Below are 24,890 nucleotides of genomic sequence, written 5' to 3'. Positions count from 1 at the left end.
ATGTCTCGGGTGGGCTGGCGGAGGTGCTTGATTACGCTCAAAAAAAATCGCTCATCTGGAAATGGGCGAATCAGTTTGCTGCCGGTACGTGGTGTGACGGGTTGTCTTGAGGGTTGTCTTGTTATACATGCGTTCGTGAATGTATGTATGATAGCATCCCGTCGGGTTGATAGCCCAAGCGGCGGCGACCGGTTAATATCCGTCACGGTTGTTTTACTGCACGGTTTGCCAGATGGCTTGCACGCTGGTTTGCGCTAAATGAAGTTCGCGCCAGTTTTGTGCAGGCCGCGCAAGCGTTGTTGCCAGCCATGTTTTGCCAGGGTTTTATCACGCGTTGCAGGACGCATGTGTGCGCCATTACCTTTATTCAGGAATGCGCGCCATTTTTTTATTCTCAGATCATTGACAGAGGTCGCTCCATGCGCTTCGAACGGATTCCATTGCGCTTAATTAGTGCCGCGACGACTGCTGTATTGCTGGCAGCGTGCGGACCCAAATCATCGGCTCCACCTCAGCAAACGCCGGAAGTCGGCGTGGTTGCGGTTCAGCCTACTCCCGTGCCGGTGGTCATCGAGTTGCCTGGCCGCACCAGTGCCTATCTGGTTGCTGAGGTGCGTGCGCGGGTGGACGGAATCGTGCTGCGGCGCGAATTTGTTGAGGGCAGCGAGGTCAAGGCTGGGCAGCGCCTTTACAAGATCGACCCAGCTCCTTACATCGCGGCGCTGAATACCGCGAAAGCAACGCTCGCCAGAGCCCAGGCCAACCTGGCTAGCACCACCGCCCAGGCAGAGCGCTACAAGGTGCTGGTTGCCGCCAACGCTGTGAGCAAGCAAGACTACGACAACGCTGTCGCCGCACAAGGGCAGGCAGCCGCCGATGTCGCGTCTGGCAAGGCCGCAGTCGATACCGCGCGAATCAATCTCGGCTATACCGATGTCACGTCTCCTATTACTGGCCGCATCGGCCTGTCGTCGGTGACACCTGGCGCTTACGTGCAGGCCAGCCAGGCCACGCTGCTCTCAACGGTGCAGCAGCTTGATCCGGTGTACGTCAATCTGACCCAGTCCAGTCTCGATGGCTTGCGGCTGCGTCGTGAAATTCAGGAAGGGCGTCTGAAAACCAGCGGCCTGCATGCCGCCAAGGTCAATCTGATTCTTGAAGACGGCCGTCCTTATTCTGAGACAGGCCGGCTTGAGTTTGCCGATGTCACGGTTGACCAGAGCACCGGTTCGGTGACAGTTCGCGGGATTTTCCAGAACAAGGACCGGGTGTTGCTGCCGGGCATGTTCGTGCGTGCGCGCATTGAAGAGGGCGTGAATGAACGGGCGTTCCTTGTGCCGCAAGTGGGTATTACGCATGACCAGAAAGGTCAGCCGGTGGCGCTCATCGTCGACAAGGACAACAAAGTGGCATTGCGGCCGCTGGTGACCTCGGCCACGTCGGGTTCTAACTGGGTGGTCGAAAGCGGTTTGAACCCCGGTGACCAGGTGATTGTTCAGGGCACTGACAAAGTGCGTCCAGGCATGCCAGTCAAAGCTGTTCCTGCCAAGTTGCCGCCGCCTGCCACGCCGGGTTCTGACGCCTCGGCCGCAGCTGCGCCCGCGTCAGCCGCCAGCGGTGCACCCGCTAACGCTGCCTCCGCTGCCTCCGGCGCGTAATAACAGGGAGCCTGCTTCATGGCAAAGTTCTTTATAGATCGCCCAATTTTTGCCTGGGTGATCGCGATTATCTTGATGCTCGCGGGTCTGGCGTCGATCTTCACGTTGCCGATTGCGCAATATCCCACTATTGCGCCACCGTCCGTGCAGATCAGCGCTTCCTATCCGGGCGCGTCGGCCAAAACGGTTGAAAACACCGTCACCCAGGTGATTGAGCAGCAAATGAGTGGTCTCGATCACTTGCTGTATCTATCGTCGACTTCCGATGACTCCGGCACGGCCACTATCACGCTGACTTTTGCCGCGGGTACCAATCCGGATATCGCGCAGGTGCAGGTGCAAAACAAGTTGCAGCTTGCCACGCCGCTTTTGCCGCAGGCCGTGCAGCAACTGGGTACGAAAGTCACGAAGTCCAGCAGCAGCTTCTTGCTGGTGATGGCGTTCGTGTCCGAAGACGGCAGCATGAACAAGTACGACCTGGCGAACTATGTCGCGTCGAACATTCAGGATCCGGTCAGCCGTCTGGATGGGGTGGGTACGGTCACGCTGTTCGGTTCGCAGTACGCGATGCGGATCTGGCTTGATGCGAACAAGCTCACCAACTTCAGCCTGACGCCGATTGACGTGCAGAACGCGTTAATGGCGCAAAACGTCCAGGTGGCGGGTGGGTCGCTGGGGGGCACGCCATCCGTGCCGGGCCAGATGCTGCAGGCCACTATCAGCGAGGCGACTTTGCTGAGCACGCCCGAGCAATTCGGCAACGTGCTGCTGAAGGTCAACCAGGATGGCTCGCAGGTCCGCATCAAGGACGTTGCGCGCGTCGAGCTGGGCGGCGAAAACTACAACTTCGATACCAAGTACAACGGCGCGCCGACAGCGGGTTTCGGGATTCAACTGGCCACCGATGCCAACGCGCTGCAAACCGCCAAGAACGTGCGGGCCAAGGTCGAAGAGCTGTCGAAAAACTTCCCGCACGGTCTCGTCGTGAAGTACCCGTATGACACGACGCCATTCGTGCGCCTGTCGATTGAGGAAGTGGTCAAGACGCTGATTGAGGGCATCGTGCTGGTGTTCCTCGTGATGTATCTGTTCCTGCAAAACCTCCGCGCCACGCTGATCCCGACGATTGCCGTGCCGGTGGTGCTGCTGGGCACTTTCGCGGTGATGAATGTGGTCGGGTTTTCGATCAACACGCTGTCGATGTTTGGCCTTGTGCTCGCCATCGGGCTGTTGGTCGATGACGCGATTGTGGTGGTCGAGAACGTCGAGCGGGTGATGGCCGAAGAAGGACTGTCGCCGCGCGAGGCAACCCGCAAGGCGATGGACCAGATCACCGGGGCGCTGGTGGGCGTGGCGCTGGTGCTGTCGGCAGTGTTCGTGCCGGTGGCGTTTTCGGGTGGGTCGGTGGGGGCGATTTATCGTCAGTTCTCGCTGACGATTGTTACGGCGATGGTGCTGTCGGTGCTGGTGGCGTTGATTCTCACGCCCGCGCTGTGCGCGACCATTCTGAAGCCGATTCCCAAAGGTCATCACGAAGAGAAGAAAGGTTTCTTCGGCTGGTTTAACCGGAACTTTGAACGTAGCCGCGACAAGTATCACGTCGGCGTGCACCACGTCATCAAGCGCTCGGGCCGTTGGCTGATTATTTATCTCGTCGTGATCGTCGCGGTTGGGCTGCTGTTTGCACGTCTGCCGAAGTCGTTCCTGCCGGATGAAGACCAGGGGCTGATGTTCGTGCTGGTGCAGACTCCGCCAGGGTCGACCCAGGAGCGCACGGCACGCGCGCTGGCTGACGTCTCTGACTATCTGCTCAAGTCCGAAGGCAGCATTGTTGAATCCACCTTTACGGTGAACGGTTTCAGCTTTGCTGGCCGGGGCCAGAATGCGGGTCTCGTGTTTGTGCGGATGAAGGATTACGCCGAGCGGCAGTCGTCTGACCAGAAGGTGCAGGCACTGGTTGGGCGTTTGTTCATGCACTTTGGCGGCTATAAGGACGCGCTGGTTTATCCAGTGAATCCGCCGTCGATTCCCGAGCTGGGTACCGCAGCGGGCTTTGACTTCGAGCTGCAAGACCGTTCCGGGCTGGGTCACGATGCATTGATGGCTGCCCGTAACCAGTTGCTGGGTATGGCAGCGAAAGATCCGGTGCTCGCTCAGGTGCGTCCGAATGGTTTGAACGACACGCCGCAGTTCAAGGTGTCGATCGACCATGAGAAAGCCGCTGCGCTGGGGGTTCCGCTGTCCAGTATCGATCAGACCTTCTCGATTGCATGGGCGTCGCAATATGTGAACAACTTCCTCGATACCGATAACCGGATCAAGAAGGTGTTCCTTCAAGGCGATGCGCCGTTCCGTATGAATCCAGACAATCTGAGCGACTGGTACGTGCGTAATGCCACCGGTGGCATGGTGCCGTTCACCTCGTTTGCGTCGGGAACATGGACTTACGGTTCGCCGAAGCTCGAGCGTTATAACGGCATCTCGGCGGTCGAAATTCAGGGTGCTGCTGCGCCAGGCAAATCCACCGGCCAGGCAATGGCGGCCATGGAAGCGCTCGCGGCGAAGCTGCCAGCCGGGATTGGCTACGAATGGACCGGGTTGTCGTTCCAGGAACGTCAGTCGGGTTCGCAGGCACCGATTCTGTACGGCATCTCGATTCTCGTCGTGTTCCTGTGTCTGGCCGCGCTGTATGAAAGCTGGTCGATTCCGTTCTCGGTCATCATGGTCGTGCCACTCGGGGTGCTGGGGGCGCTGCTCGCCGCCACGCTGCGCGGTCTGGAAAACGACGTGTTCTTCCAGGTGGGGCTGCTGACAACCGTGGGGCTATCGGCGAAAAACGCGATTCTGATTGTCGAGTTCGCCCGTGAGTTGCAGGAAGGCCAGAAGATGGGGCCGGTCGAGGCTGCGCTGGAAGCTGCGCGCCTGCGGTTGCGCCCGATCCTGATGACCTCGCTGGCGTTCATTCTCGGTGTGATGCCACTGGCGATCAGTAACGGTGCCGGTTCGGCAAGCCAGCACGCAATTGGTACCGGCGTGATCGGCGGGATGCTGACGGCGACGTTCCTCGCCATCTTCATGATCCCGATGTTCTTCGTCGTGGTGCGTGCCCGCCTGGGCGGCGAACGGGAAGATCCAGACGCTGCGCTTGCGCACTATAACCAGCACCACCCAGAGGGCAGTAATGGCTCGGGCAAGGAAGGGCATTGAGATGCAAAAACATTCTTTGATAGCGGTGGCTGTAGCGCTGGTGGCGGCAGGCTGCACGATGGCACCCAAATACGAGCGTCCAGTGGCACCGGTTTCCGGTGAGTTTCCGCAGGGCGGTGTGTATGCCACCCAGCCGGTGGCGACGGCTGGCCGCACGGCGGGTAACCGGGCGGCACCTGATATCGGCTGGCGTGAGTTCTTTGTTGATCCGCGCTTGCAACGGCTGATCGAGATCGCGCAGAAAAACAACCGTGATTTGCGCGTGTCGGTGCTGAATATCCAGGCGGCCCGGGCGCAGTATCAGATCACCCGTGCGGGCCTGTTTCCTTCGTTGAATGCGGCGGGTTCGGAAACCAAAACGCGGACGCCAGGCACGCTGTCGCTGCCTGGCCGGGAAGTCTCGAACCAGTATTCGGTAGGGCTTAACGCTGCGTGGGAAATCGACTTCTTCGGCCGCATTCAGAGCCTGAAAGACCAGGCGCTGGCGCAGTATCTGGCCACGGCACAGGCGCGCAAGGCAGCGGAGATCGCGCTGGTGTCGTCGGTGGCGGATCAGTATCTGACGGTGCTGGCTTATGACGACTTGCTGACGGTGACGCAAGACACGCTGAAGGCCGCGCAAGATTCGTACAACATTACGAAGTTGCAGTTCGACATTGGCAGTGGTTCTGAGCTTGATTTGCGCCAGGCCGAAACCATCGTGGCTCAAGCTAGCGCCAATCTGCAGTCGCAGGCGCGTTTGCGCGCTCAGGCGGAAAACGCGCTGGTTCTGCTGGTTGGCGAGCCGCTGCCTGCTGATTTGCCACAAGGGTTGCCGCTTAGCAGCCAGAACCTGCTGACCGATATCCCGGCAGGCCTGCCTTCGGATCTGCTGACCCGCCGTCCTGACATCATCGAAGCCGAGCAGCAGTTGCGCGCGGCTAACGCGAATATCGGTGCGGCACGGGCGGCATTCTTCCCGAAGATTTCGCTGACGGGCAATTTCGGCACGTTGAGCCCGACGTTAGGCGGGCTCTTCAAAGCGGGTTCGGCGGCGTGGGGTTTTGCGCCAGAAATCACGCTGCCGATTTTCGAGGCGGGTTCAAATCTGGCTAACCTCGATCTCGCTCACGTGCAGAAAAACATCCAGATCGCGCAGTACGAAAAAGCGATTCAGACGGCGTTCCGGGAAGTGGCGGATGGTCTTGCGGCACGTGGCACCTACGATCAGCAGATCGTCGCGCTGGAGCGCAACAATTTTGCGCAACAGCGCCGGCTCGATTTGTCGGACCTGCGTTACAAGAATGGGGTGGACAGTTACCTGTCGGTGCTGACCGCGCAAACCGACTTGTACGCCGCGCAGCAAACGTTGATTACCGCGCGCTTGCAGCGTCTGACGAACCTGGTTGATCTGTATCAGTACCTTGGTGGTGGCTGGATCGAGCGTGAAGGCGAACAACCGCGCCCGGCTGATGCACCCGTCGATTACGGTTCAGCGGCAAGCGCACCGGCAGTGGCGGTTGCGCCTGCCGCGGCTAGCTGAGATCTGCTCCGGTTTCGGTCAAGACGTTTAGACATTTGTTTAGCCGGGCAGTCTGAGAGAAGTACAGGCAGTAAAAAAACCCACGGCAAAGTTTTTGCCGTGGGTTTTTTATTGCGGTGAAGGTGAAGGCATCACGGGTGGAGCTATCTCTTTGCCTGCACCGCCGCCCGTCTAAGCGTTCTTGCGGGTTTAGTGCACGCGGACCTCGTTGCTGCTGTGTCGCCGTTCTTCAGGTGCGGTGGCTGCATCGCCCTTGTTCTTGCTCTTGTCGCCACGCCGGTCAAAATCGCGTCCTGCTTCGCCGATTTCTTTTTTCGCGGCGCGTTCGCCTTTGACTCCGTTAAACACCAGATTCAACACGACGGCCGAGGCTGATGCCAGCAAGATTCCGCTGTGCAAGATCGGTGAGAGCGCATCCGGCAAGCGGGAGAAAAAGTTTGGCGCAACCACCGGCACGAGCCCGAGCCCAACGCTGACTGCAACGATAAACAGGTTGTGCTGGTTTTTGACGAAATCGACTTTAGACAGCACCTTGATGCCATTCGCGGCAACCATGCCGAACATCACGATGCCAGCGCCTCCGAGCACGAATGGCGGCACCGAGGCGACCACTTGCGCCATCTTCGGGAAAAGACCCAGCAGAACCAGGATCACGCCGCCCATCGCGCACACGAAACGGCTTCTGACACCCGTGACACCAATCAGGCCGACATTTTGTGAAAACGAAGTGTGAGGAAACGAATTGAAGATGCCGCCAATCAGCGTGCCGAGACCATCGACGCGCAGGCCGCGCACGAGTGCTTTCTGATCGACTGGACGCTCGACCATATCGCCCACCGCGAGAAACATTCCGGTCGATTCGATGAACGTGACGAACATCACGGTGACCATGGTTGCGATGGCGAGCGGATCGAAACGCGGCAAGCCAAAGTGGAACGGCATGACGATACCGACCCATGGCGCGCTGGTGACGCCATCCATGCTGACGCGGCCCAGCAGCGCGGCGATGATGAAGCCTGCAACGATGCCAAGCAGCACGGAGATATTCGCCATGAAGCCTTTGCCGAACTTGTTGATGAGCAAGATCAGCATCAGCACGATCAATGAGAGGCCCAGATACAGCGGATTGCCGTAGTCAGGGTTGCCAACGCCGCCTGCTGCCCAGTTGATGCCGACTTCCATCAGCGATAGTCCGATCACCGCAATGACGGTGCCTACCACGACCGGTGGGAAAAAGCGCAGGAGCTTGCCAATCGCGGGCGCTACCACAATGCCGATTAGCCCGGCGGCAATGGTGGCACCGAAGATATCGAGAATGCCGAGCTCTGGATTGGTGCCGATAGCGACCATCGGGCCGACCGCGGCGAAAGTACAGCCCATGATGACCGGCAGGCGAATGCCGAAAATCCACAGGCCAAGTGTCTGAATGAGTGTGGCAACACCACAGCAAAAGAGATCGGCGCTAATGAGAAAGGCGATCTGGTCTTTAGGCAGATTAAGTGCGCTGCCGAGAATCAGCGGCACCGCGACGGCACCGGCGTACATCACGAGAACATGTTGAATTCCGAGCGTGAGCAACTGGCTGGCAGGCAGTCGCTCGTCGCACGGATGAACTGTGCTGGAGTGCATTTTGTCTCTCTCCACTTCTAATTTCGGGGAATGTTGCAAGGTATGCTGAACGAAAATTTGCAACAAGCCCACTGGGTACTATTCCACCCTTTCCAGTGATGATATGCAGGGAACCTTTTTATATGACGCAGGATTTGCCGTGCTGCTCGCCAAGCGCGCAAACCCTTGCGAAGCTGGACGAAGCCATCTGTCAACCAAGGACAGCACCAGAATCAACATATGGCTCAACTTATGATGTTTATCGGCGCTAGCGCATAGTGAGATTTTGGCGTGGCAACTGACATGGCTGGGTTAACCCTTGATGGGCGGACTTTCGCGCTGCAAAAAGCGAAATCATGGCCGGGTTGCCTAGTCATAATTTCGTGTTGCTTATAGTGGCTGACAACTTCCCTGCATCACACTGAGCCTCTTGATCCGTTATCCGGTTAGTGCACACGTCATGCCTACAATGTCGCCTGCCGGCAAAGAAGCGGCGAGCTGGGTCATTTAGCCAGAAGGCTTTTCGGCGACGATGGCGGATGAACCCGGTCTGCACTGTTTTGCCACCGCTTCACGCGTGATTTGCCTGACCCCAGGCAGACGCCAGACGCTTAACGACCTGAAAGGAAGCTGCACGATGAAAACCAAAGCCGCTGTCGCATGGAAAGCCGGTGCGCCGTTGACGATCGAAGAGGTCGATCTCGAAGGCCCGCGCGCGGGTGAAGTGCTGATCGAAGTCAAGGCCACGGGCATTTGCCATACCGATTACTACACGCTCTCAGGGGCCGATCCAGAGGGTATTTTTCCCGCGATTCTCGGCCATGAAGGTGCGGGAGTGATCGTCGATATCGGGCCTGGTGTGAGCACCCTCAAAAAGGGCGATCACGTGATCCCGCTCTATACGCCGGAATGCCGTCAGTGCAAGTTCTGCCTTTCGCGCAAGACCAACCTGTGCCAGTCGATCCGCGCCACCCAGGGCAAAGGCCTGATGCCCGACGCCACCTCGCGTTTTTCTCTCGATGGCAAGCCGCTATTTCATTACATGGGCACCTCGACCTTTGCGAATTACATCGTCGTGCCAGAAATCGCCGTGGCAAAAGTGCGTGAAGACGCGCCGTTCGACAAGATCTGCTATATCGGCTGCGGCGTGACGACCGGCGTGGGCGCGGTGGTGTATTCGGCCAAAGTTGAAGCGGGGGCGAATGTGGTGGTGTTCGGCCTGGGCGGTATCGGGCTGAACGTGATTCAGGGTGCGAAGATGGTCGGGGCCGACAAGATCATCGGGGTGGATCTGAACCCGGGCCGTGTCGCGCTGGCAAAGCAATTCGGCATGACTCACTTCATCAACCCGAATGAGTGCGAAAACGTGGTCGATCAAATCGTGCAACTGACCGACGGCGGCGCGGATTATTCATTCGAATGTATTGGCAATACCAAAGTGATGCGTCAGGCGCTGGAGTGCACCCATAAGGGCTGGGGCCAGTCATTCATCATCGGCGTGGCAGCGGCGGGCGAAGAAATCAGCACCCGGCCGTTCCAGCTGGTGACTGGCCGTGAGTGGAAAGGCTCGGCGTTCGGCGGTGCGCGTGGCCGGACCGATGTGCCGAAGATCGTCGACTGGTACATGGAAGGCAAGATCAATATTGATGACCTGATTACGCACCGTTTGCCGCTCGAGCGGATCAATGAAGGTTTTGACTTGATGAAAGCGGGCGAGTCGATTCGCTCGGTGGTTCTTTATTAAGGCCGCGCCCATGCTTGAACTTCTGGCTTCGCATGCCTGTCATGGCGGCGTGCAGCGTTTTTATCAGCATCAATCCCAGGTGACGGGCCTGCCCATGCGTTTTGCGGCGTATCTGCCGCCGCAGGCATTACAGGCGGGGGCAGCGCCTGTGCCGGCGCTGTTTTATCTGGCGGGTCTTACCTGCACTGAAGAAACTTTTGCGCTCAAGGCACAGGCCCAGCGCTTTGCGGCCCAGCATGGGATTGCGCTTATCGCGCCCGATACCAGCCCACGTGGTGCCAATCTGCCGCACGAAAGTGATGCGTGGGATTTCGGCGCAGGTGCGGGCTTTTATGTCGATGCCACTGAGGCACCGTGGTCGAAGCACTACCAGATGTATTCGTATGTGCGTGACGAATTGCGGGAGGTGGTGCTGGCCAGCTTGCCTGTCGATGGTGCGCGGCTTGGCATCTTTGGCCACTCGATGGGGGGGCATGGTGCGCTGGTGCTGGCGCTGCGCAATCCAGAAATTTTCCGCTCGGTGTCGGCGTTCGCCCCTATTGCCGCGCCGATGCAATGCCCGTGGGGCGAAAAGGCATTCGGCGGCTATCTTGGCGCGGCGCGCGACACATGGCGTCAATACGATGCCAGCGAACTGGTGCGGCAAGGTCCGGTGCGTTTTGCCGCGGGCATTTTGCTCGACCAGGGGTTGGCCGATCCGTTTCTTGCCACGCAGTTGCATCCGCAGATATTCGAAGCGGCATGCCTGGCCGCCGGACAGCCGCTCACGTTACGCCGCCACCCGGATTACGACCACGGGTATTACTTCATCGCCACCTTTATCGCTGATCACCTCGCGCATCATGCGCGGGCGCTGGGGCCTTGATGTCCCGCCGTGCCTTTGAGGTGCCTTTTGAGGTGTCCTTGATGTGCTCTTGAGCCTGTGAGGTCCCCGGGGCGGCCGGGGCGTTGTGTTAGCGCCGCCGTAACAGGCTTGCGCCATACACCAGCGCTGCCATCACGGTGATCCAGAAGCTCGTTGGGAAGTCGGTATAAAACGCGAGCGTGATGCCTAACCATGCTTGTGCCAGCGCCAGCACGGCGGCCAGCACCAGGCCAGTGGAAAGCCGTGCCGTCAGGTTTTGCGCCGCAGCGGCGGGCCCAACCATCAGGGTGAACACCAGCAATACGCCAACAATCTGCGTGCTGGCTGCGACGGCCAGGGCTGCGATGGCCAGAAACAGCATTGACACGAGGCGTAGCGACACGCCCCTGGCTTCGGCTAGTTCAGGCTGGAGTGAAGCGAAGAGCAGCGGCCGCATGATGGCCGCCAGCGCGAGCAGGCTCACCACACTCAAGCCTGCCAGCACGCAGAGCATCGCTCGATTGACCCCCAGGATGTTGCCAAATAGCAGCGCAGTGACTTGTGTGGCGTAGGTGGTGAAAAAGTGCAGGCACAGCAGCCCAATGCCGAGTGCCAGTGACAGCACCATGCCGATGCCAACATCGCGCCCGGCTAGCCGCTCGCCCAGCGCGCCCATTGCAATCCCAGCGCTGAGGGTGAAGCCGACCATGCCCCAGATCGGCGACAAGCCAAGCAGCGCGGCCCCGGTAGCGCCCGTAAAGCCGACGTGCGAAAGAGCATGGCCAGCGAAGGTCTGTCCGCGCAGCACGAGGAAGTAGCCCACTACGCCAGCGAGCACCGCGACAATGCCCGATGCCGCGAAGGCATTCACCATGAAATCGTATTCAAGCATCGTGCGGCTTTCCGTGTTTGTGACCACCGGATGACGGGTGGGCGTGCGAGTGAGCATGACCATCTGCTTCATGCTCGTGATCGTGTTTTTCGATTTCGATAGCGCCGGACATGACGAAGATGCGGCCATTCACGCGCATCACGTCGATGGCCGAGCCGTACAGGCGCGATAACACGGGCTTGGTGATGACTTCATCGACCGTGCCGAGCGCAGCGACGCCATTTCCCAGATACAGCACCCGATCCAGCGCTTGCAGCAGCGGGTTGAGTTCATGCGCTGAAAACAGCACCGTGATGCCCAACGCTTGCTGCACCCGGCGCACAAGCTCAACGACGCTTGTTTGATGGTGCGGATCAAGGCTGATTAATGGCTCATCCAGCAGCAGCAGCCTGGGCTGGCCTAGCAGGCATTGCGCCAGCAGCAAGCGCTGGCATTCGCCACCGGAGAGTTCCGACAGCGGGCGCTCAGCCAGGGCTCGGCCATCTACCAGATCCAGCACGCGGTCTACTTCAGCGCGAGTCTGGGCGCTGGCGCGCGGCCAGCCCCAGCGGTGGCCGTCGGCGGCCATGGCGATGAAGTCGCGGCCGCGCACGTGCCGGCTGGTTAGCGCGCTGCGGGTTTGCGGCATATAACCGATCGCCGGGTTGCCGCGCATCACCGGTTGTCCAAGCACCCGGAGCGAGCCGCCTGATACCGGCACGAGGCCTAGCAGGGCGCGCATCAGCGTGGTTTTGCCCGCGCCATTTGGCCCGAGCACACCAATGAATTCGCCCTGGTTGATGCTCAGGCTGGCGTCATGCAAGAGCGTGCGGCCACCGAGCGTGAGCCGCACATGTTCCAGATCAAGCACAGGGAGGGACGTTGCTGGGCTCATGGCTTGGTGACTGGGTGTGACGGTGTGCGTGACGGCGCGTGTGACGGCGTGCTGCTGGCATCGCCTGCGGCCAGCGCAGCATCGAGTGCGTCGAGTTGCGCCAGCATCCATTGCTGGAAGGTTTTGCCCGCTGGCTGTGTTTCGGTGACGCTGATTGCCGGCACGTTCGAGCGGCGCGCGAGCGCGAGCAGGCGCTGGGTCAGCGGTTCAGTGGCCTGGCTGTTGTAGATCAGCACGCGCACGCGCCGGTTACGCAAATCGCTTTCGAAAGCTGCGATATCGGCGGCGCTGGCCTCAGTGTCGTTCATCGCCGCGAGCTGGAAACGCTGGTTGCGCATCGTCAGGCCAATGGCAGCGGAAAGATAGCCAAATACGGGTTCGGTCGCGGTGACCGGCAAGCCGGCATAACGCGTGCGCAACGTGGCGATTTTGTCGTCGAGCGGTTTGAGTGACGTCAGAAACTGCGTCAGGTTTGCTTCATACGTGGCTTTGTGCGAAGGATCTGCGGCGATCAGGGCGGCGCTAATGGCGCGCGCCACGGCTGGCATGGTGGCCGGGTCATACCACAGGTGCGGATTGTCGCCACTCTTTTTACCTGTGAGCTGAGCCGCGACGATCACCGTGCGCTGCGGATTGCTCGATACATCCAGCAGCTTTTTCATCCATGGGTCGTAATCGGCACCGTTATAGATGACCAGGCGCGCCTGGTGCAGTGCGCGAGCCGTTTTCGGGCTGGCTTCGAACAGATGCGGATCTTGATCGGGGTTGCTCAGAATGCTGCTGACTTCAACCTGGTCGCCACCCAGTTGCCGCGCGACGTCGCCATAGAAATTCTCGGCGGCGACCACGGGAATCTTCGTGCTGGCGGCGTAAGCCACATGCGTGAGCATCAAGGCAGCCGCGGCGGCAGCCAGAAATTTCGGCACAGCGAGCGCGCGGCGTGCATTGGGCCACAACGAACGGGTGAGTTTCATGGGCATTCCTGAAAAGGTGAAGGGGAATGGCGCGGCGCGCCGCGGTTAGCGCGAGTGGCTGGGCGTTGCTGCCGCCTGGATTTGCCGCGCTTTGCATGTGGCGCACAGGCCACTGAGCTCGACCACCTGATGATGCACTTCGAAACCATGGGCTGGGTGGGTGTGCGCTAGCTGTTCGGCGAGCGCGCCGCCAGGGATTTCGACCGTGTTGCCACAGGTTTCGCAAATCAGAAACTGGCTTTGATGCGGTTCGCCGATCTCGCAGCAGGCAAAAAAGGCATTTTTTGACTCGATACGGTGAATAAAACCGTTGTCGACGAGGAATTCGAGCGTGCGGTAAACCGTGGTGGGCGGTACGCGTCCGCGTTCGGGCGCGAGTGCCGCTAGCAGATCGTAGGCCCCAATGGGTTTGCCGCTGGCAAGGATCAGCGCATACACCTGGCGGCGCAACGGCGTGAGCGCCAGGCCGCGTTTGGCCGCGAGGGTATCGGCATGCTGAAGGCGGATGGTGAAACTGTTGCTGCTGGCGGACGGACTAGCCATGGATGGGGGACAGGGGCGCCTGGAACTGAATGAGGTCGCAATGATATAACGTATCGCGTTGGTGTGTCATGGTGTGTGACATGGGGCTGAGGCTGCCCGGCCGCGTGCTGCGAGACCGGGCAAGCCCGTTGCTTGCGCCGGGAGGCAGCAGGCAACGGTGGGGGGTCAGGCGGCTGGAACTTCAGAGGACTGAAGGGTTTTCTCTCCATTTTTGGTTTCAATCAGTTTGAGACTGAACCTCTTCTGCAGGATTATTTTTTCAACTGGCTCAAGATCATCTAGTGTGATTTGCTCGATTTTTTCAGGAGATGTTTTGGGGCTAAATACTTTTCTGATAAAGCTAAAAGGATTAGATTTTTCGGCCGGTTTAATGTCGGACCATTTTTGGGTTTGTGCATCCAGTTGCTTGATGAAACTGAGCATGGTCTCGATGTCGATATGTTTTTCTGAATTGGCCAAAGGAATTGATGCTTTAATTTTTTGCAGAACATCTTTTATTGATTGGAATTTATTGTTAATTCTCTGTAGTTTGTCAATGTTGCCAAATGTATCAGGAGAGGTGGATGATCCATTTATTTTTGTAATGTTTTCGATTAAGGTGAGTGCTGCCTGATTTAGAAGGGTTGAGCCGATTTGTTTGCCGCTGAAATCCGGGATTTTAGCCGAAATGGCTTGGGAGTGCTGGTTTATATTTTTCAGCCATAAATGTAAAAATTCAATTGGAGATGGTACCTCATCTATCAGCTTGGAGATAAGGCTATCTTCCGAACTGAAATCATATCTGAAATTATTTTGCAGAAAATTTACGAGGTAGTTATTTACTTCGACCGGTGTTTTAGGGAAAATTTCGGATTTAACAGGGGATTCGCTGTTTGGTACGGTTACGGGCGAATCATTCTTTATTTCATCAGTTATGTCGGATTCTTTATTTTCATGCTCAATAGGATTCTTGTTCGGGGTAGATGAATTCGAACTGATTTCAGCCGATTCCTCGGAGTTGTTTTCACTCGCAGAAGTGCTGGATATAGGCACAAAAAGCTCTGTGAGCTTGATTTCATTTGTGCCTGGAGAAAGAAAGGAATTGATTGTTGACAGTGCTGATAGATTTTCGGGAATGTCGGTGTTTTTTATTGTTTTTGCGTAATTATCTTTGGTAAGGTGCAGTGCGCTTAATAAATTTTTGTATTCAGGTGATGTTTTGTCTTGAACGTAGACAGCCTTGACTTTTTCCAAGTCATTTAATGCGCAGTCCAGCTCCTTTAATATGACTACTTTATTGTCCGTCAGAACAAAATCTTTCATTGCTAGAGCGATAGCTGTTAGTTTATCTTGGTACATTGCAATGCTATCGTCGTACGGTAAATTAATACTTCTTTTTTCCAGTTCGCCCTTGATGTATGCTTTTTGGGAATCGAGCGTCTCAGAGGACTCGTATTCCTTTTCTAGCGATACAGTGTCCTTAATTTTGTCGATATTTTTGCAATATTCATCAATAATCGCATAATCGTGAAGATGATTATCCAGTTCAATCGCTTTTTCACCGACATATTTCCCCTTGCCCGGAAACGTTGCGTTTACCAGATCGGTAATTTCGGCGTACCTATTCAATTCAATTTTAATTAGATCAATGCGACTGGAACTATCGGATGTACTTGAGTTTATATCGGAAACGGTATTTTTAATGACATTGGCGAATGTAACACAGCGCCAATCCTTGGGCTGGTTTGCCCAGGCGTTGAGCGTTGTAAGTACGTGGCGAGTGACGGGGGCATGATTGACCGTATCTTTATTTTCCATCCCCGGCTGTACGGCAGAAGTTTCATTAATCACGGCCGTGATATCTGCGGTACCACAGCTATTCCGAATTTGGTCTATCAGGTTAGCGATATTAGCCATGTGGGTAACAAGACCTTTAGCTTCCTGATTTTGGTGTTTCTTAAGTAACTCTTGTCTCTCTTCTTTTAATTTGATAACAAGCGATGTGATATTTTTCTTGTTAAGCAATTGAGTTGCCGCAGCGTTAAATTTAGAATGTGTTGCATCGGTTGAATCAAGATTTATATTTTTGAGTAATTTTTCGGTTTTTTCACGGATGCTTTTTTGCAAGTCATTAAGATGAGGCTGATGTTGTGTATCAGAAGAGGTGAGCCGGGTTAATTTTTCAAATGCCTCGGCAATAAGCACGATAATATTTTCGTTGTCACCTTCAATAATCTCGTGATTCGAGATGCAAGTCGGATTTGCGATGCTTGAATCATTGATGTAAGCATGAATGTATGTTTCAAGTTTTGTTCGTGCGCTCTCGGCATCCGGATGAAGGCTCGGGGATGTACGGCCCTGCAGGATGTGCTTGGCTTCTTCGATCGCATCCCAGCACTCCTTAACCGAAAAGACGGACTCCGTTCTGGTTTTTTTCGGCGGTGAGGCCACGCTTGCGTTTTTGATAGGGTTGCCGGTTGACTGGGGGTGGCCTTCGGTGCGCTTCTCGCCATCTGTTTTGCTCAGGAACGAGAATAATCTCTTGGTGGGTTTCTTTTCCACCGGTGATGAATCAGAGGTATGCGTGGCTGGCGAAGTACTCGCGGATGTCGTTGTTAGCGTCACGATGGTCGTTCCAGAAAAATAAATAGGTATGTGCCCCTTTAGTAACCATCGGTAGCGATCCGTTCCACCTATCGCAGCGTTTGCCCGCGCGGCCTCAGCCTCTTCACTGGGGCCGCCCTGGCGGCCCCTTAAAGCAGTGTCCGCACATGCCACAGCTCGGGGAATAGCACGACGTCCAGCATCCGGCGCAAGTAGGGTGCGCCGTTCGTGCCGCCGGTCCCGGGCTTGAAGCCGATGATCCGTTCAACCGTGGTCACATGACGGAAGCGCCACTGGCGAAATGCGTCTTCCAGATCCACCAGTTCTTCCGCCATTTCGTACAGGTCCCAGTGTTGCGCTGGGTTGCGATAGATCTCCAGCCAGGCAGCTTCTACCGAGGCGTCATGGCTGGTTGGCTGGGTCCAGTCAGCCGCCAGCCGCGCTGGGGCGAGCGCAAAGCCGCGCCGGGCGAGCAGCCGCACGACTTCGTCATAAAACGATGGCGCTTCCAGTGCCGCCTTGACCTCGGCGTAAATCTCCGGGCGATGCGCATGGGGCTTGAGCATCTGTGCGTTCTTGTTGCCCAGCATGAATTCGAGCAAGCGGTACTGATGCGATTGAAAGCCCGACGAGCTGCCCAGATACGGACGCATGGCGCTGTACTCGGACGGCGTGAGCGTGGCGAGCACGCTCCATGCCTGCACCAGTTGTTCAAGAATTCGTGACACGCGCGCGAGCATCTTGAACGCTGACGGCAGTGCGTCATGGCGCACGGCATCACAGGCGGCGCGCAGTTCGTATAGCGCGAGCTTCATCCATAGCTCGCTGGTCTGATGCTGGACGATAAACAGCATCTCGTTGTGATCGGGCGAGCGCGGGTGCTGCGCCGAGAGCAGCGTATCCAGCGCCAGGTAATCGCCGTAACTCATCGACTGGGCAAAATCGAGCTGCGCGTGGTGCCAGCCCTCTGGGTGGCTGGCGTCAGCCTGGGGTGCGGAGGTGGGCGCGTGCTGGCCAAACGGGCAGCCGGAAGCCACAGGGACGGTGGCCGCGGCAGTGACGGTTTGGGTTTCAGCCGTAACCTCAGCCGCAGCGCTGACGGGTGGTTGTAGCGGATCAGTCATCACTCGCTCCTTACGTGACGCTGCCGCGTGCGGCGAATGCGGGCGCACGCCATGCTTCGGTGGCGAGCACGTCTTCGAGCGCGGCGACGGCATCCCAGACATCGACGAAGCGCGTATAGAGCGGAGTGAAGCCGAAGCGCATCACATGCGGCTCACGGTAATCGCCAATCACACCGCGTGCGCTTAGCGCCTGGATCAGCGCATAGCCTTGCGGATGCTCGAAGCTAACTTGCGAGCCTCGCTGGGCGTGGTCGAGCGGTGTGATGAGATTGAGCCCGTAGGCTGCGCAACGGGTCTGCACCTGCTCGATAAACAGATCCGCCAGCGCCAGCGATTTACGCCGCAGCGCTGCCATGTCGGTCTGCAAAAACACATCGAGCCCGCATTCCACCAGCGCCATCGACACGATCGGCTGCGTGCCGCACAAAAAGCGCCCGATGCCATGCCCGGGCTGGTAATCCGGCTGCATCTCGAATGGCGCGCGATGCCCCCACCAGCCGGATAGCGGTTGCGTGCAACGGTCCTGATGCCGCCGCGCGACCCAGGCAAAAGCCGGTGAGCCAGGACCGCCATTCAAATATTTGTAGGTGCAGCCCACGGCGTAATCGGCGTTCGCCTGATTCAGATCGACGGGCACCGCACCGGCCGAATGCGCCAGATCCCATAACGCCAGCGCGCCTTTTTGCTGAATCATCTGGGTCAGCGCGGCCATGTCGTGCATGTAGCCGGTGCGGTAGTTCACGTGCGTCAGCATCACGAGTGCGGCGGTGTCATCAATGGCCTGCGCCAGTTCGGCGGGATCATCCACCAGACGCAGCGTATAGCCCCGGTCAAGCTGCTCGATCAACCCTTGGGCGATATACAGATCGGTGGGGAAGTTGGCTCGTTCGGAGACGATCACGCGGCGCTGTGGCGCGCGCTCGTGCTGTAGCCGCAAGCCCGCCGACAGCAGTTTGAACAGATTCACCGAGATCGTATCGGTCACCACGACTTCATCGGCGGCAGCACCGATCAGCGGCGCGAGTTTGTTGCCGAGACGGCGTGGCAGGGCGAACCAGCCCGCGTTATTCCAGCTGCGAATCAGCCCTTCGCCCCATTCGGCCGCGATTACCACCTGGGCGCGCTGAGCTGCGGCGGCGGGCGGCACGCCGAGAGAATTGCCATCGAGGTAGATCGTTTGGGCGGGTAACGCGAACTGGTCGCGTAACGGGGCCAGTGGGTCGGTGCTATCGAGCGCAAGCGCGTCGTCACGAGTGGTCATGGCGTGGGTGCAGGTGGGTTGTGAAAGAGGTGAAAGAGATGAACGAGCGCACCGGTGGCGTACGTGGCGCGGTTTGGTTCAGGCCGGCCATGCTCGCAGCACGGCCCGGACTGGGCTGGCATCGAGCGTGGTGAATTTAAGCGGCAGCGCAATCAGCTCGTAGTCGCCTGGTGCGACTTCATCGAGCACCAGGCCTTCGAGAATCGCCATTTGATGACAGCGAATGCGTTGATGTGCGCTCATGGCGCTTGATTGCTGTGGGTCGAGCGAGGGCGTATCAATCCCGATCAGACGCACGCCGTGAGCCGCTAACAAATCGATGGTGCTGGGTGCGACAGCGCAAAACGCGCTGTCCCAGTGCGTCACTGGTGCTTGCTGCCAGGTGCGCAGCAACACGCGCGGCGGCAATGGCGTCGTTAGTGCGGCGGCGAGATGCGCGGGGGTGATGAGCGGCGCAGCGCCGATGCAATGAATGACCCGGCAGGGGCCCAGATAAGCATCGAGCGGCACTGCACCAATAGCCGCGCCGTGAGCGTCGTAATGCAATGGCGCATCGGCATGAGCACCGGTATGGGGCGACAGCGTGACGCGCGCGACATTCACCGGTGAGCCCGCCTCCATGCGCCAGACGGGCGTGATACTGAGTGGCGTATCGCCGGGCCAGACCGGCGTGCCAGAGTGAATCGCGGGCGTGATGTCCCACAGCGTGCGCATAGAGAAACCCTCAGCGGGAAAGATCGGTTGGTGCTTCAGATCATAGGCGGGGTAGGACGCAATGTGCTTGCGAAGAAAACTTCTTGAATGGCGTTCGCCGGCACATAATTTGAGAGAAACCGCAAACGGAGACAAAAAATGAATGCAATCTCACTTGATGCCACCGATTGCCGCATCCTGACCGTGCTGCAGCAAGAGGGACGGATTAGCAATCTAGACCTCGCCGAGCGTATTTCACTGTCGCCTTCGGCGTGTTTGCGGCGGCTGCGGCTGCTGGAAGAGCAAGGCGTGATCGACCGTTACCGGGCGTGTCTGAACCGGGAGGTTTTAGGGTTTGAGCTGGAAGCGTTTGTTCAGGTTTCGATGCGTAACGATCAGGAAAACTGGCACGAGCGTTTCGCGCTGGCGTTACGTGACTGGCCGGAAGTGGCGGCGGCGTATGTCGTGACGGGTGAAAGCCATTACCTGCTGCGGGTGCTGGCGCACAACCTGAAACATTATTCGGATTTCGTGCTGGAGCGCTTGTATAAAGCGCCGGGTGTGATGGACATTCGCTCGAACATTGTGTTGCGCACCCTGAAAGAAGACGCCGGTGTGCCGGTGGCGCTGGTGCCCAACGGGACGCCGGGCACTAGTGCAGCGAAAGACGTGGTTTAGGGCCCGATGGCACGGGCAGCCTGGGCGCTAAAGCAAGCACTAAAGCAAGCGTTAAAGCAGGCATTAAAGCGTTTTTAGCCCATGAAACAGGCCGCTCTGAAACACCAGCGGCGCGAGTTCAGCGGCATCGGGATGCACGCCGCAGCGTTCCACCTCGCCGACAAAAATCACGTGATCGCCTTCTTCATAGCGGCTGCGGTTATGGCATTCGAACCACGCCAGCGAGCCATCGAGCACGGGCATGCCGCTATCGCCAGCAGCATGTGAGACTCCTTCGAAGCGATCGCCTTTGAGCGTGGCAAAACGCTGGCACAACCCGAGTTGCGACGCGGCTAGCACATTGATCACATAGTGGCTGTTCATCTGGAACACGGGCATGGACGCTGACCGGGTGGCGAGGCTCCACAGCACAAGTGGCGGCGTGAGCGAGACGGAGTTGAATGAACTGGCGGTGATGCCGATCAACTCGCCCGTGGGCGCGCGAGTGGTGATGACCGTGACACCGGTGGCGAACTGGCTCAGCGCGCGTTTGAACGCACCCTGATCGAAATTAGGCGGACTAGCACGCTTCATTAAACGAAAACCTCTTGAACTGCCCAGCCAGCGGGCAGATGCGCCTGAGCGGAGAAAACTGCATTGAAAGTCATACAAAAGACCGGCGAAAGTTGCCCGATTTTAACGGAAGCAGAGCGAACCGGATGGGTGGCGGTGGCGTTGCCGGGAAAAACCGCTAAGCTGCAAAACACCTCACGATCGAGCTAAAAGGAGTCAGCATCATGAATCACATCAACGAAACTGCGACGCTGGGCGGGGGCTGCTTCTGGTGTCTGGAAGCGGTATTCCTGCAAGTCGATGGCGTGAGCGCGGTCGAATCGGGTTATGCCGGTGGCCATACCGCGCAGCCCACCTATGAACAGGTGTGCGATGGCACCACGGGCCATGCGGAAGTTGTGCAAGTGAGGTTCGATCCCGCGCGGATCAATTACCGGGAAATACTCGATATTTTCTTTGCGATCCACGACCCGACGCAGCTCAACCGGCAGGGCAATGATGTCGGTACGCAATACCGCTCGGTGATCTTCACGCGCTCAGAGGAGCAACGTGCCAGCGCTTTGCAGGCGATTGGCGCGCTTGAGGCGCAGAACGTGTACGACGGCAAGATTGTGACCGAGGTGTTGCCGCTGGATGTGCCGTACTGGCCCGCTGAGGCGTATCACCAGAATTACTTCGCACAGCATCCGGAGCAGGGCTATTGCGCCTTTGTGGTCGCGCCGAAGGTGGCCAAATTTCGCCAGAAGTTCGCGCAGCGGATCAAGCGAGACTAAAAACGAGGCTAAAAACCGTGCGGCGCTGAGGCATGACTGCTTCAGCGCCGTGTTTCGAGCATGACGGGCGCAATGCCCGCCATGTCAGCGCGCCAGGGTCAGGCAGATTTCTGCTCATACCTCATACATATAGCGCCGCGACCACGGCAAGGTCGAAGCGGGGCGTCCCGCCTTGCGGCACACCACTTGATAGATCGATACGTCGTCTTCCTGAAACGCATAGGCGCAACCAGCGAGATAAACGCGCCAGATGCGGAACTTCTCCTCATCGACCAGCTTGCTCGCTTCCTGCGCATGAGCTTCGAAATTCGCAGCCCACAGGTCGAGCGTGCGGGCGTAGTGCCGCCGTAGGTTTTCGACGTCCAGTGCTTCCAGCCCGCCCTGTTGCATTGCTTCAAGCGCTAGGCCGATATGCGGCAGCTCACCATCGGGAAACACATAACGGTCGATAAATTCCCCGCCGCCCAGCGCGGTTTCGCCGCTGTTGTAATCGGTCGAGGTGATGCCGTGGTTCATTGCTACGCCGTCGTCTGCCAGCAAGTCGTGAATCTTCGTGAAGTACGCCGGTAGTTTTTTCCGACCGACGTGTTCGAACATGCCGACGCTCGTGATCCGGTCGAATTGCCCGGTGACGTCGCGGTAGTCCTGCAGGCGAATCTCGATCTGGTTTTCAAGCCCGGCGGCGGCGACGCGCTGGGTGGCCAGGTCGAACTGGTTTTGCGACAGCGTGATGCCGATGCATTGCGCGCCGAATTTTTGCGCGGCCCGCAGCACCAGCGCGCCCCAGCCGCAGCCAATATCGAGCAGGCGTTGCCCAGGCTGCAACTGGATCTTGGTCAGGATGTGGTCGATTTTCTTGATCTGCGCGGTGGCCAGATCTTCATCGCCGTTTTCGAAGTACGCACACGAATACACCATGTTTTCGTCGAGCCATAACTGATAGAACTCGTTCGACACATCGTAGTGGTACTGGATGGCTTTTTTATCGGTGGTTTTGGAGTGGTGGAAATAGCGCCGCACGCGTGCGAGCTGACTGGCGCTGCTGGCGGTGTTGCGCGCCAGCGCATAGCCGATGTCGATGATGTCCGACAGCTTGCCGTCGATGTCGATCTTGCCCTTGATGTAGGCCTCGCCCAGGTTGTCGAGACTGGGCTTGAGCAGGTAAGGCAGCGCCGTGGCGCTTTTCACGTGCAGCGTGACTTGAGGCGAGGCGAACTGTCCAAAATCGTGTTGCTGCCCATCCCACAAGACGAGTCGTGCGGGCAAATTAGCCTGGGTTTTGACTTCATCAACCCAGTGCATCAGTTTTTTCTCCCAGAACATGCTGTTTTCTCCGTTTTGAATGACATTCAAAGAAAAACCTGCGGCATCGCTGTGTGTGGCACCGGGTAAATCATTGACGGTAAAACGTGAGGCGTGATGCCGGTTGCCACCGTACAGCACATCAAGCGATTGAGCCCGAAGCGCAACACGCCTCCGGGTTCAATAGCGGAAAACACAACGTTAAAGAAGCCTTGATAAAACCAGAATGAAAAACTTAAGGGGCCAGCCGGGCGATTTGCCACTCGCCTTGTGCGGTGCGCGTATAGCGTAGCCGGTCATGCAGGCGTGATGGCCGGCCTTGCCAGAATTCAAGCATCTCAGGCACCAGACGGTAGCCGCCCCAGTGCGGCGGGCGCGGTGGATGGTCTCCGTAGTGTGCGGCGATTTCCTGCTCGCGTGCTTCGAGCCATGCACGGTTTTCAATCACTTTGCTTTGCGGTGAGGCCCATGCGCCGAGCCTTGAACCGAGCGGGCGCGAGGCGTAATACGCATCGCTTTCGGCCGCCTCGACGCGTACCACCGGGCCTTCAATGCGGATCTGCCGCTCAAGCTCGGGCCAGTAAAAAAGCAGGCAGGCGTGCGGGTTATGCGTGAGATCCATGCCTTTGCGGCTGGTGTAGTTGGTAAAGAACACAAAGCCGCGCTCATCCACGCCCTTGATGAGCACGGTGCGCGCTGACGGCCTGCCGTGCTCGTCGGCGGTGGCGAGTGTCATGGCGTTGGGTTCGGGAAGCTGGGCGCTCAATGCCTGGGAAAACCAGGCATTGAATTGATGAACGGGATTGGCATTGACACCGGTTTCATCCAGTGAGCCGAGAGCGTAGGTTTTGCGGAGTTCTGCGAGTGAGGTCATGTTGTGTGCGAATACTTCAGTCCGGCCAGTCAGAACGGGGGAGTGAGTTTCGGCGCGCATTGTGTCAGGGCGATGTTGCTTGCATGAAGCAGGCCTGATGCACGTTGCGTCCGGTGGCGTAATGCGGAAGCGACAGAAACGATGCGCTTGTAGTGAGGCGATCAGGCAGAATACGGGCGTTCAATTCCGAGCTTTCAATGATGACAATGCCCAGCGTTGCCGCACCTGTCCGCGATCTTACTCCCAGCACGAGCGCATTAAAAGACGCTGAGCGCGAGCGCCGTTTCGGCGGCGTGGCGCGGTTGTATGGCGCGGCGGCGCTGAAATCGTTTGCGCAGGCGCATGTCGCGGTGATCGGGATTGGTGGCGTGGGCTCGTGGGCAGCAGAAGCGCTCGCGCGCAGCGCGATTGGCCGGTTGACGCTGATTGATCTGGATAACGTTGGCGAGAGCAACACCAACCGGCAGATTCACGCGCTTGACGGCAACTACGGTAAAGCCAAAGTCGAAGCGATGGCCGAGCGCATTGCGCTGATTGATCCGGCATGTGAAGTGCGGGTGGTCGAAGACTTCGTTGGGCCGGACAATTTCGCTGCGTTGCTGGGGGGCGGTTTCGACTATGTGATTGATGCGATTGACAGCGTGCGGACCAAGACCGCGTTGATCGCATGGTGTGCCGAACATGGGCAGCGTTTGATTACCGTGGGGGGCGCGGGCGGGCAACTCGATCCGACGCGCATTCGCATTGACGACCTGGCGTTCACGATTCAAGACCCGTTGCTGTCGAAAGTGCGGGCGCAACTGCGCAAACAACATGGCTTTCCGCGCGGAGCCAAAGCGAAGTTCAAGGTGAGCGCGGTGTATTCGGACGAGCCGTTGATTTATCCAGCGCGGCTGGCAGAGGAACGTGATGAAAGCGATGAGCGTGGTGCAGAGCAGGACGGCGTGACGGCCGCTGGTGCATCTGCTGTATTTGCTGAATCTGCTTCGGCGGGGGTGGCGGGGCTGAATTGCGCGGGGTTTGGTTCAAGTGTGTGCGTGACGGCGAGTTTTGGTTTTGCCGCTGCCGCACACGTGTTGCGTGCGCTGATGCCGCGCGTTGACTAATTACTGGGTACTGGGCGGCTAGATGGGTCTAGCTAGCCGGTTACTTAAGCTACTGAGCCACCCGAGCCACCCAATGAC

At 58.1% G+C, this 24,890-nt stretch carries 20 protein-coding genes; 8 read left to right on the top strand and 12 right to left on the bottom strand.

The features are described from left to right. The first annotated feature begins 419 nt into the window (after window positions 1-419). From GH656_RS11740 to GH656_RS11730, 3 genes are read left to right on the top strand one after another with little or no spacing between them, the layout of a single operon-like run. Window positions 420-1,658, top strand: coding sequence for an efflux RND transporter periplasmic adaptor subunit (locus GH656_RS11740; RefSeq protein WP_153076092.1), 1,239 nt, complete (start codon window positions 420-422; stop codon window positions 1,656-1,658). Window positions 1,659-1,676: 18 nt separating this feature from the next. Then, the gene (locus tag GH656_RS11735; RefSeq protein WP_153076091.1) at window positions 1,677-4,865 is read left to right on the top strand and encodes an efflux RND transporter permease subunit; all 3,189 of its coding nucleotides are present in this window, start codon (window positions 1,677-1,679) and stop codon (window positions 4,863-4,865) included. Window position 4,866: 1 nt separating this feature from the next. Beyond that, window positions 4,867-6,387: an efflux transporter outer membrane subunit gene (locus tag GH656_RS11730; RefSeq protein ID WP_153076090.1), complete on the top strand. Its 1,521-nt coding sequence runs from the start codon at window positions 4,867-4,869 to the stop codon at window positions 6,385-6,387. Between the two features lie 189 nt (window positions 6,388-6,576). Here GH656_RS11730 and GH656_RS11725 read toward each other — a convergent pair whose 3' ends face one another. Then, on the bottom strand, window positions 6,577-8,016 hold the full coding sequence (locus GH656_RS11725; RefSeq protein ID WP_246184256.1) for a nucleobase:cation symporter-2 family protein: 1,440 nt from the start codon (window positions 8,014-8,016) through the stop codon (window positions 6,577-6,579). Window positions 8,017-8,632: 616 nt separating this feature from the next. Here GH656_RS11725 and GH656_RS11720 point away from each other — a divergent pair. Both GH656_RS11720 and fghA read left to right on the top strand, forming a co-directional pair. Then, on the top strand, window positions 8,633-9,739 hold the full coding sequence (locus tag GH656_RS11720) for an S-(hydroxymethyl)glutathione dehydrogenase/class III alcohol dehydrogenase (RefSeq protein ID WP_153076089.1): 1,107 nt from the start codon (window positions 8,633-8,635) through the stop codon (window positions 9,737-9,739). A gap of 10 nt (window positions 9,740-9,749) precedes the next feature. Then, window positions 9,750-10,604: an S-formylglutathione hydrolase gene (gene fghA, locus GH656_RS11715; protein ID WP_153076088.1), complete on the top strand. Its 855-nt coding sequence runs from the start codon at window positions 9,750-9,752 to the stop codon at window positions 10,602-10,604. A gap of 88 nt (window positions 10,605-10,692) precedes the next feature. Here the strand turns inward: fghA and GH656_RS11710 are convergent, their stop codons facing one another. From GH656_RS11710 to kynB, 8 genes are all read right to left on the bottom strand, one after another. Beyond that, entirely contained in the window at window positions 10,693-11,475 is a 783-nt protein-coding gene (locus tag GH656_RS11710; protein WP_153076660.1) for a metal ABC transporter permease, read from the bottom strand. Beyond that, window positions 11,468-12,349 (bottom strand): metal ABC transporter ATP-binding protein, encoded by an 882-nt coding sequence (locus GH656_RS11705; RefSeq protein WP_153076087.1) that lies wholly within the window; start codon window positions 12,347-12,349, stop codon window positions 11,468-11,470. Before GH656_RS11705 ends, GH656_RS11710 begins: the two co-directional genes overlap by 8 nt. Beyond that, window positions 12,346-13,323 carry a metal ABC transporter solute-binding protein gene (locus tag GH656_RS11700; RefSeq protein ID WP_153076086.1) on the bottom strand — a complete coding sequence of 326 codons (978 nt, stop codon included), beginning with the start codon at window positions 13,321-13,323 and terminating at the stop codon, window positions 12,346-12,348. Before GH656_RS11700 ends, GH656_RS11705 begins: the two co-directional genes overlap by 4 nt. Before the next feature lie 45 nt (window positions 13,324-13,368). Then, entirely contained in the window at window positions 13,369-13,866 is a 498-nt protein-coding gene (locus GH656_RS11695; protein WP_153076085.1) for a Fur family transcriptional regulator, read from the bottom strand. A gap of 165 nt (window positions 13,867-14,031) precedes the next feature. Continuing rightward, window positions 14,032-16,623, bottom strand: coding sequence for a hypothetical protein (locus tag GH656_RS11690; RefSeq protein WP_153076084.1), 2,592 nt, complete (start codon window positions 16,621-16,623; stop codon window positions 14,032-14,034). Continuing rightward, the gene (gene kynA, locus GH656_RS11685; RefSeq protein WP_153076083.1) at window positions 16,599-17,573 is read right to left on the bottom strand and encodes a tryptophan 2,3-dioxygenase; all 975 of its coding nucleotides are present in this window, start codon (window positions 17,571-17,573) and stop codon (window positions 16,599-16,601) included. Before kynA ends, GH656_RS11690 begins: the two co-directional genes overlap by 25 nt. A gap of 10 nt (window positions 17,574-17,583) precedes the next feature. Next, window positions 17,584-18,834, bottom strand: a complete 1,251-nt coding sequence (gene kynU, locus GH656_RS11680) for a kynureninase (RefSeq protein WP_153076082.1) — start codon at window positions 18,832-18,834, stop codon at window positions 17,584-17,586. Window positions 18,835-18,912: 78 nt separating this feature from the next. Then, window positions 18,913-19,548, bottom strand: coding sequence for an arylformamidase (gene kynB, locus GH656_RS11675; RefSeq protein ID WP_153076081.1), 636 nt, complete (start codon window positions 19,546-19,548; stop codon window positions 18,913-18,915). 138 nt (window positions 19,549-19,686) lie between these two features. On the opposite strand from kynB, the gene GH656_RS11670 reads away from it, so the two are divergent. Beyond that, window positions 19,687-20,205: an Lrp/AsnC family transcriptional regulator gene (locus GH656_RS11670; RefSeq protein WP_153076080.1), complete on the top strand. Its 519-nt coding sequence runs from the start codon at window positions 19,687-19,689 to the stop codon at window positions 20,203-20,205. Between the two features lie 63 nt (window positions 20,206-20,268). Here the strand turns inward: GH656_RS11670 and GH656_RS11665 are convergent, their stop codons facing one another. Beyond that, the gene (locus GH656_RS11665; RefSeq protein WP_153076079.1) at window positions 20,269-20,778 is read right to left on the bottom strand and encodes a flavin reductase family protein; all 510 of its coding nucleotides are present in this window, start codon (window positions 20,776-20,778) and stop codon (window positions 20,269-20,271) included. A gap of 203 nt (window positions 20,779-20,981) precedes the next feature. On the opposite strand from GH656_RS11665, the gene msrA reads away from it, so the two are divergent. Further along, entirely contained in the window at window positions 20,982-21,530 is a 549-nt protein-coding gene (gene msrA / locus GH656_RS11660; RefSeq protein ID WP_153076078.1) for a peptide-methionine (S)-S-oxide reductase MsrA, read from the top strand. Window positions 21,531-21,644: 114 nt separating this feature from the next. Here msrA and GH656_RS11655 read toward each other — a convergent pair whose 3' ends face one another. Next, window positions 21,645-22,853, bottom strand: coding sequence for an SAM-dependent methyltransferase (locus GH656_RS11655; RefSeq protein WP_153076077.1), 1,209 nt, complete (start codon window positions 22,851-22,853; stop codon window positions 21,645-21,647). 214 nt (window positions 22,854-23,067) lie between these two features. Beyond that, entirely contained in the window at window positions 23,068-23,706 is a 639-nt protein-coding gene (pdxH, locus tag GH656_RS11650) for a pyridoxamine 5'-phosphate oxidase (protein WP_153076076.1), read from the bottom strand. 197 nt (window positions 23,707-23,903) lie between these two features. Between pdxH and GH656_RS11645 the strand changes: the two genes are divergently transcribed. Continuing rightward, complete coding sequence (locus GH656_RS11645) at window positions 23,904-24,812, top strand: tRNA threonylcarbamoyladenosine dehydratase (protein ID WP_153076075.1); 909 nt, start codon at window positions 23,904-23,906, stop codon at window positions 24,810-24,812. The last annotated feature ends 78 nt before the right edge of the window (window positions 24,813-24,890 follow it).

This window comes from Paraburkholderia bonniea, assembly GCF_009455625.1.
In the GTDB taxonomy this organism is placed as follows: domain Bacteria; phylum Pseudomonadota; class Gammaproteobacteria; order Burkholderiales; family Burkholderiaceae; genus Paraburkholderia; species Paraburkholderia bonniea.
Note: the sequence above shows the minus strand (reverse complement) of the source record. Positions and strands in the feature narration are given on the sequence as shown.

Bases quoted from the DNA above. Each gene is read 5' to 3' on its own strand.
- GH656_RS11720 (WP_153076089.1), top strand. From the start codon at position 8,633: ATGAAAACCAAAGCCGCTGTCGCATGGAAAGCCGGTGCGCCGTTGACG.
- fghA (WP_153076088.1), top strand. From the start codon at position 9,750: ATGCTTGAACTTCTGGCTTCGCATGCCTGTCATGGCGGCGTGCAGCGT.
- kynB (WP_153076081.1), bottom strand. From the start codon at position 19,548: ATGCGCACGCTGTGGGACATCACGCCCGCGATTCACTCTGGCACGCCG.
- GH656_RS11670 (WP_153076080.1), top strand. From the start codon at position 19,687: ATGAATGCAATCTCACTTGATGCCACCGATTGCCGCATCCTGACCGTG.
- GH656_RS11695 (WP_153076085.1), bottom strand. From the start codon at position 13,866: ATGGCTAGTCCGTCCGCCAGCAGCAACAGTTTCACCATCCGCCTTCAG.
- GH656_RS11735 (WP_153076091.1), top strand. From the start codon at position 1,677: ATGGCAAAGTTCTTTATAGATCGCCCAATTTTTGCCTGGGTGATCGCG.
- kynA (WP_153076083.1), bottom strand. From the start codon at position 17,573: ATGACTGATCCGCTACAACCACCCGTCAGCGCTGCGGCTGAGGTTACG.
- GH656_RS11705 (WP_153076087.1), bottom strand. From the start codon at position 12,349: ATGAGCCCAGCAACGTCCCTCCCTGTGCTTGATCTGGAACATGTGCGG.
- pdxH (WP_153076076.1), bottom strand. From the start codon at position 23,706: ATGACCTCACTCGCAGAACTCCGCAAAACCTACGCTCTCGGCTCACTG.
- kynU (WP_153076082.1), bottom strand. From the start codon at position 18,834: ATGACCACTCGTGACGACGCGCTTGCGCTCGATAGCACCGACCCACTG.
- GH656_RS11665 (WP_153076079.1), bottom strand. From the start codon at position 20,778: ATGAAGCGTGCTAGTCCGCCTAATTTCGATCAGGGTGCGTTCAAACGC.
- GH656_RS11710 (WP_153076660.1), bottom strand. From the start codon at position 11,475: ATGCTTGAATACGATTTCATGGTGAATGCCTTCGCGGCATCGGGCATT.
- GH656_RS11740 (WP_153076092.1), top strand. From the start codon at position 420: ATGCGCTTCGAACGGATTCCATTGCGCTTAATTAGTGCCGCGACGACT.
- msrA (WP_153076078.1), top strand. From the start codon at position 20,982: ATGAATCACATCAACGAAACTGCGACGCTGGGCGGGGGCTGCTTCTGG.
- GH656_RS11725 (WP_246184256.1), bottom strand. From the start codon at position 8,016: ATGCACTCCAGCACAGTTCATCCGTGCGACGAGCGACTGCCTGCCAGC.
- GH656_RS11655 (WP_153076077.1), bottom strand. From the start codon at position 22,853: ATGTTCTGGGAGAAAAAACTGATGCACTGGGTTGATGAAGTCAAAACC.
- GH656_RS11645 (WP_153076075.1), top strand. From the start codon at position 23,904: ATGATGACAATGCCCAGCGTTGCCGCACCTGTCCGCGATCTTACTCCC.
- GH656_RS11730 (WP_153076090.1), top strand. From the start codon at position 4,867: ATGCAAAAACATTCTTTGATAGCGGTGGCTGTAGCGCTGGTGGCGGCA.
- GH656_RS11700 (WP_153076086.1), bottom strand. From the start codon at position 13,323: ATGAAACTCACCCGTTCGTTGTGGCCCAATGCACGCCGCGCGCTCGCT.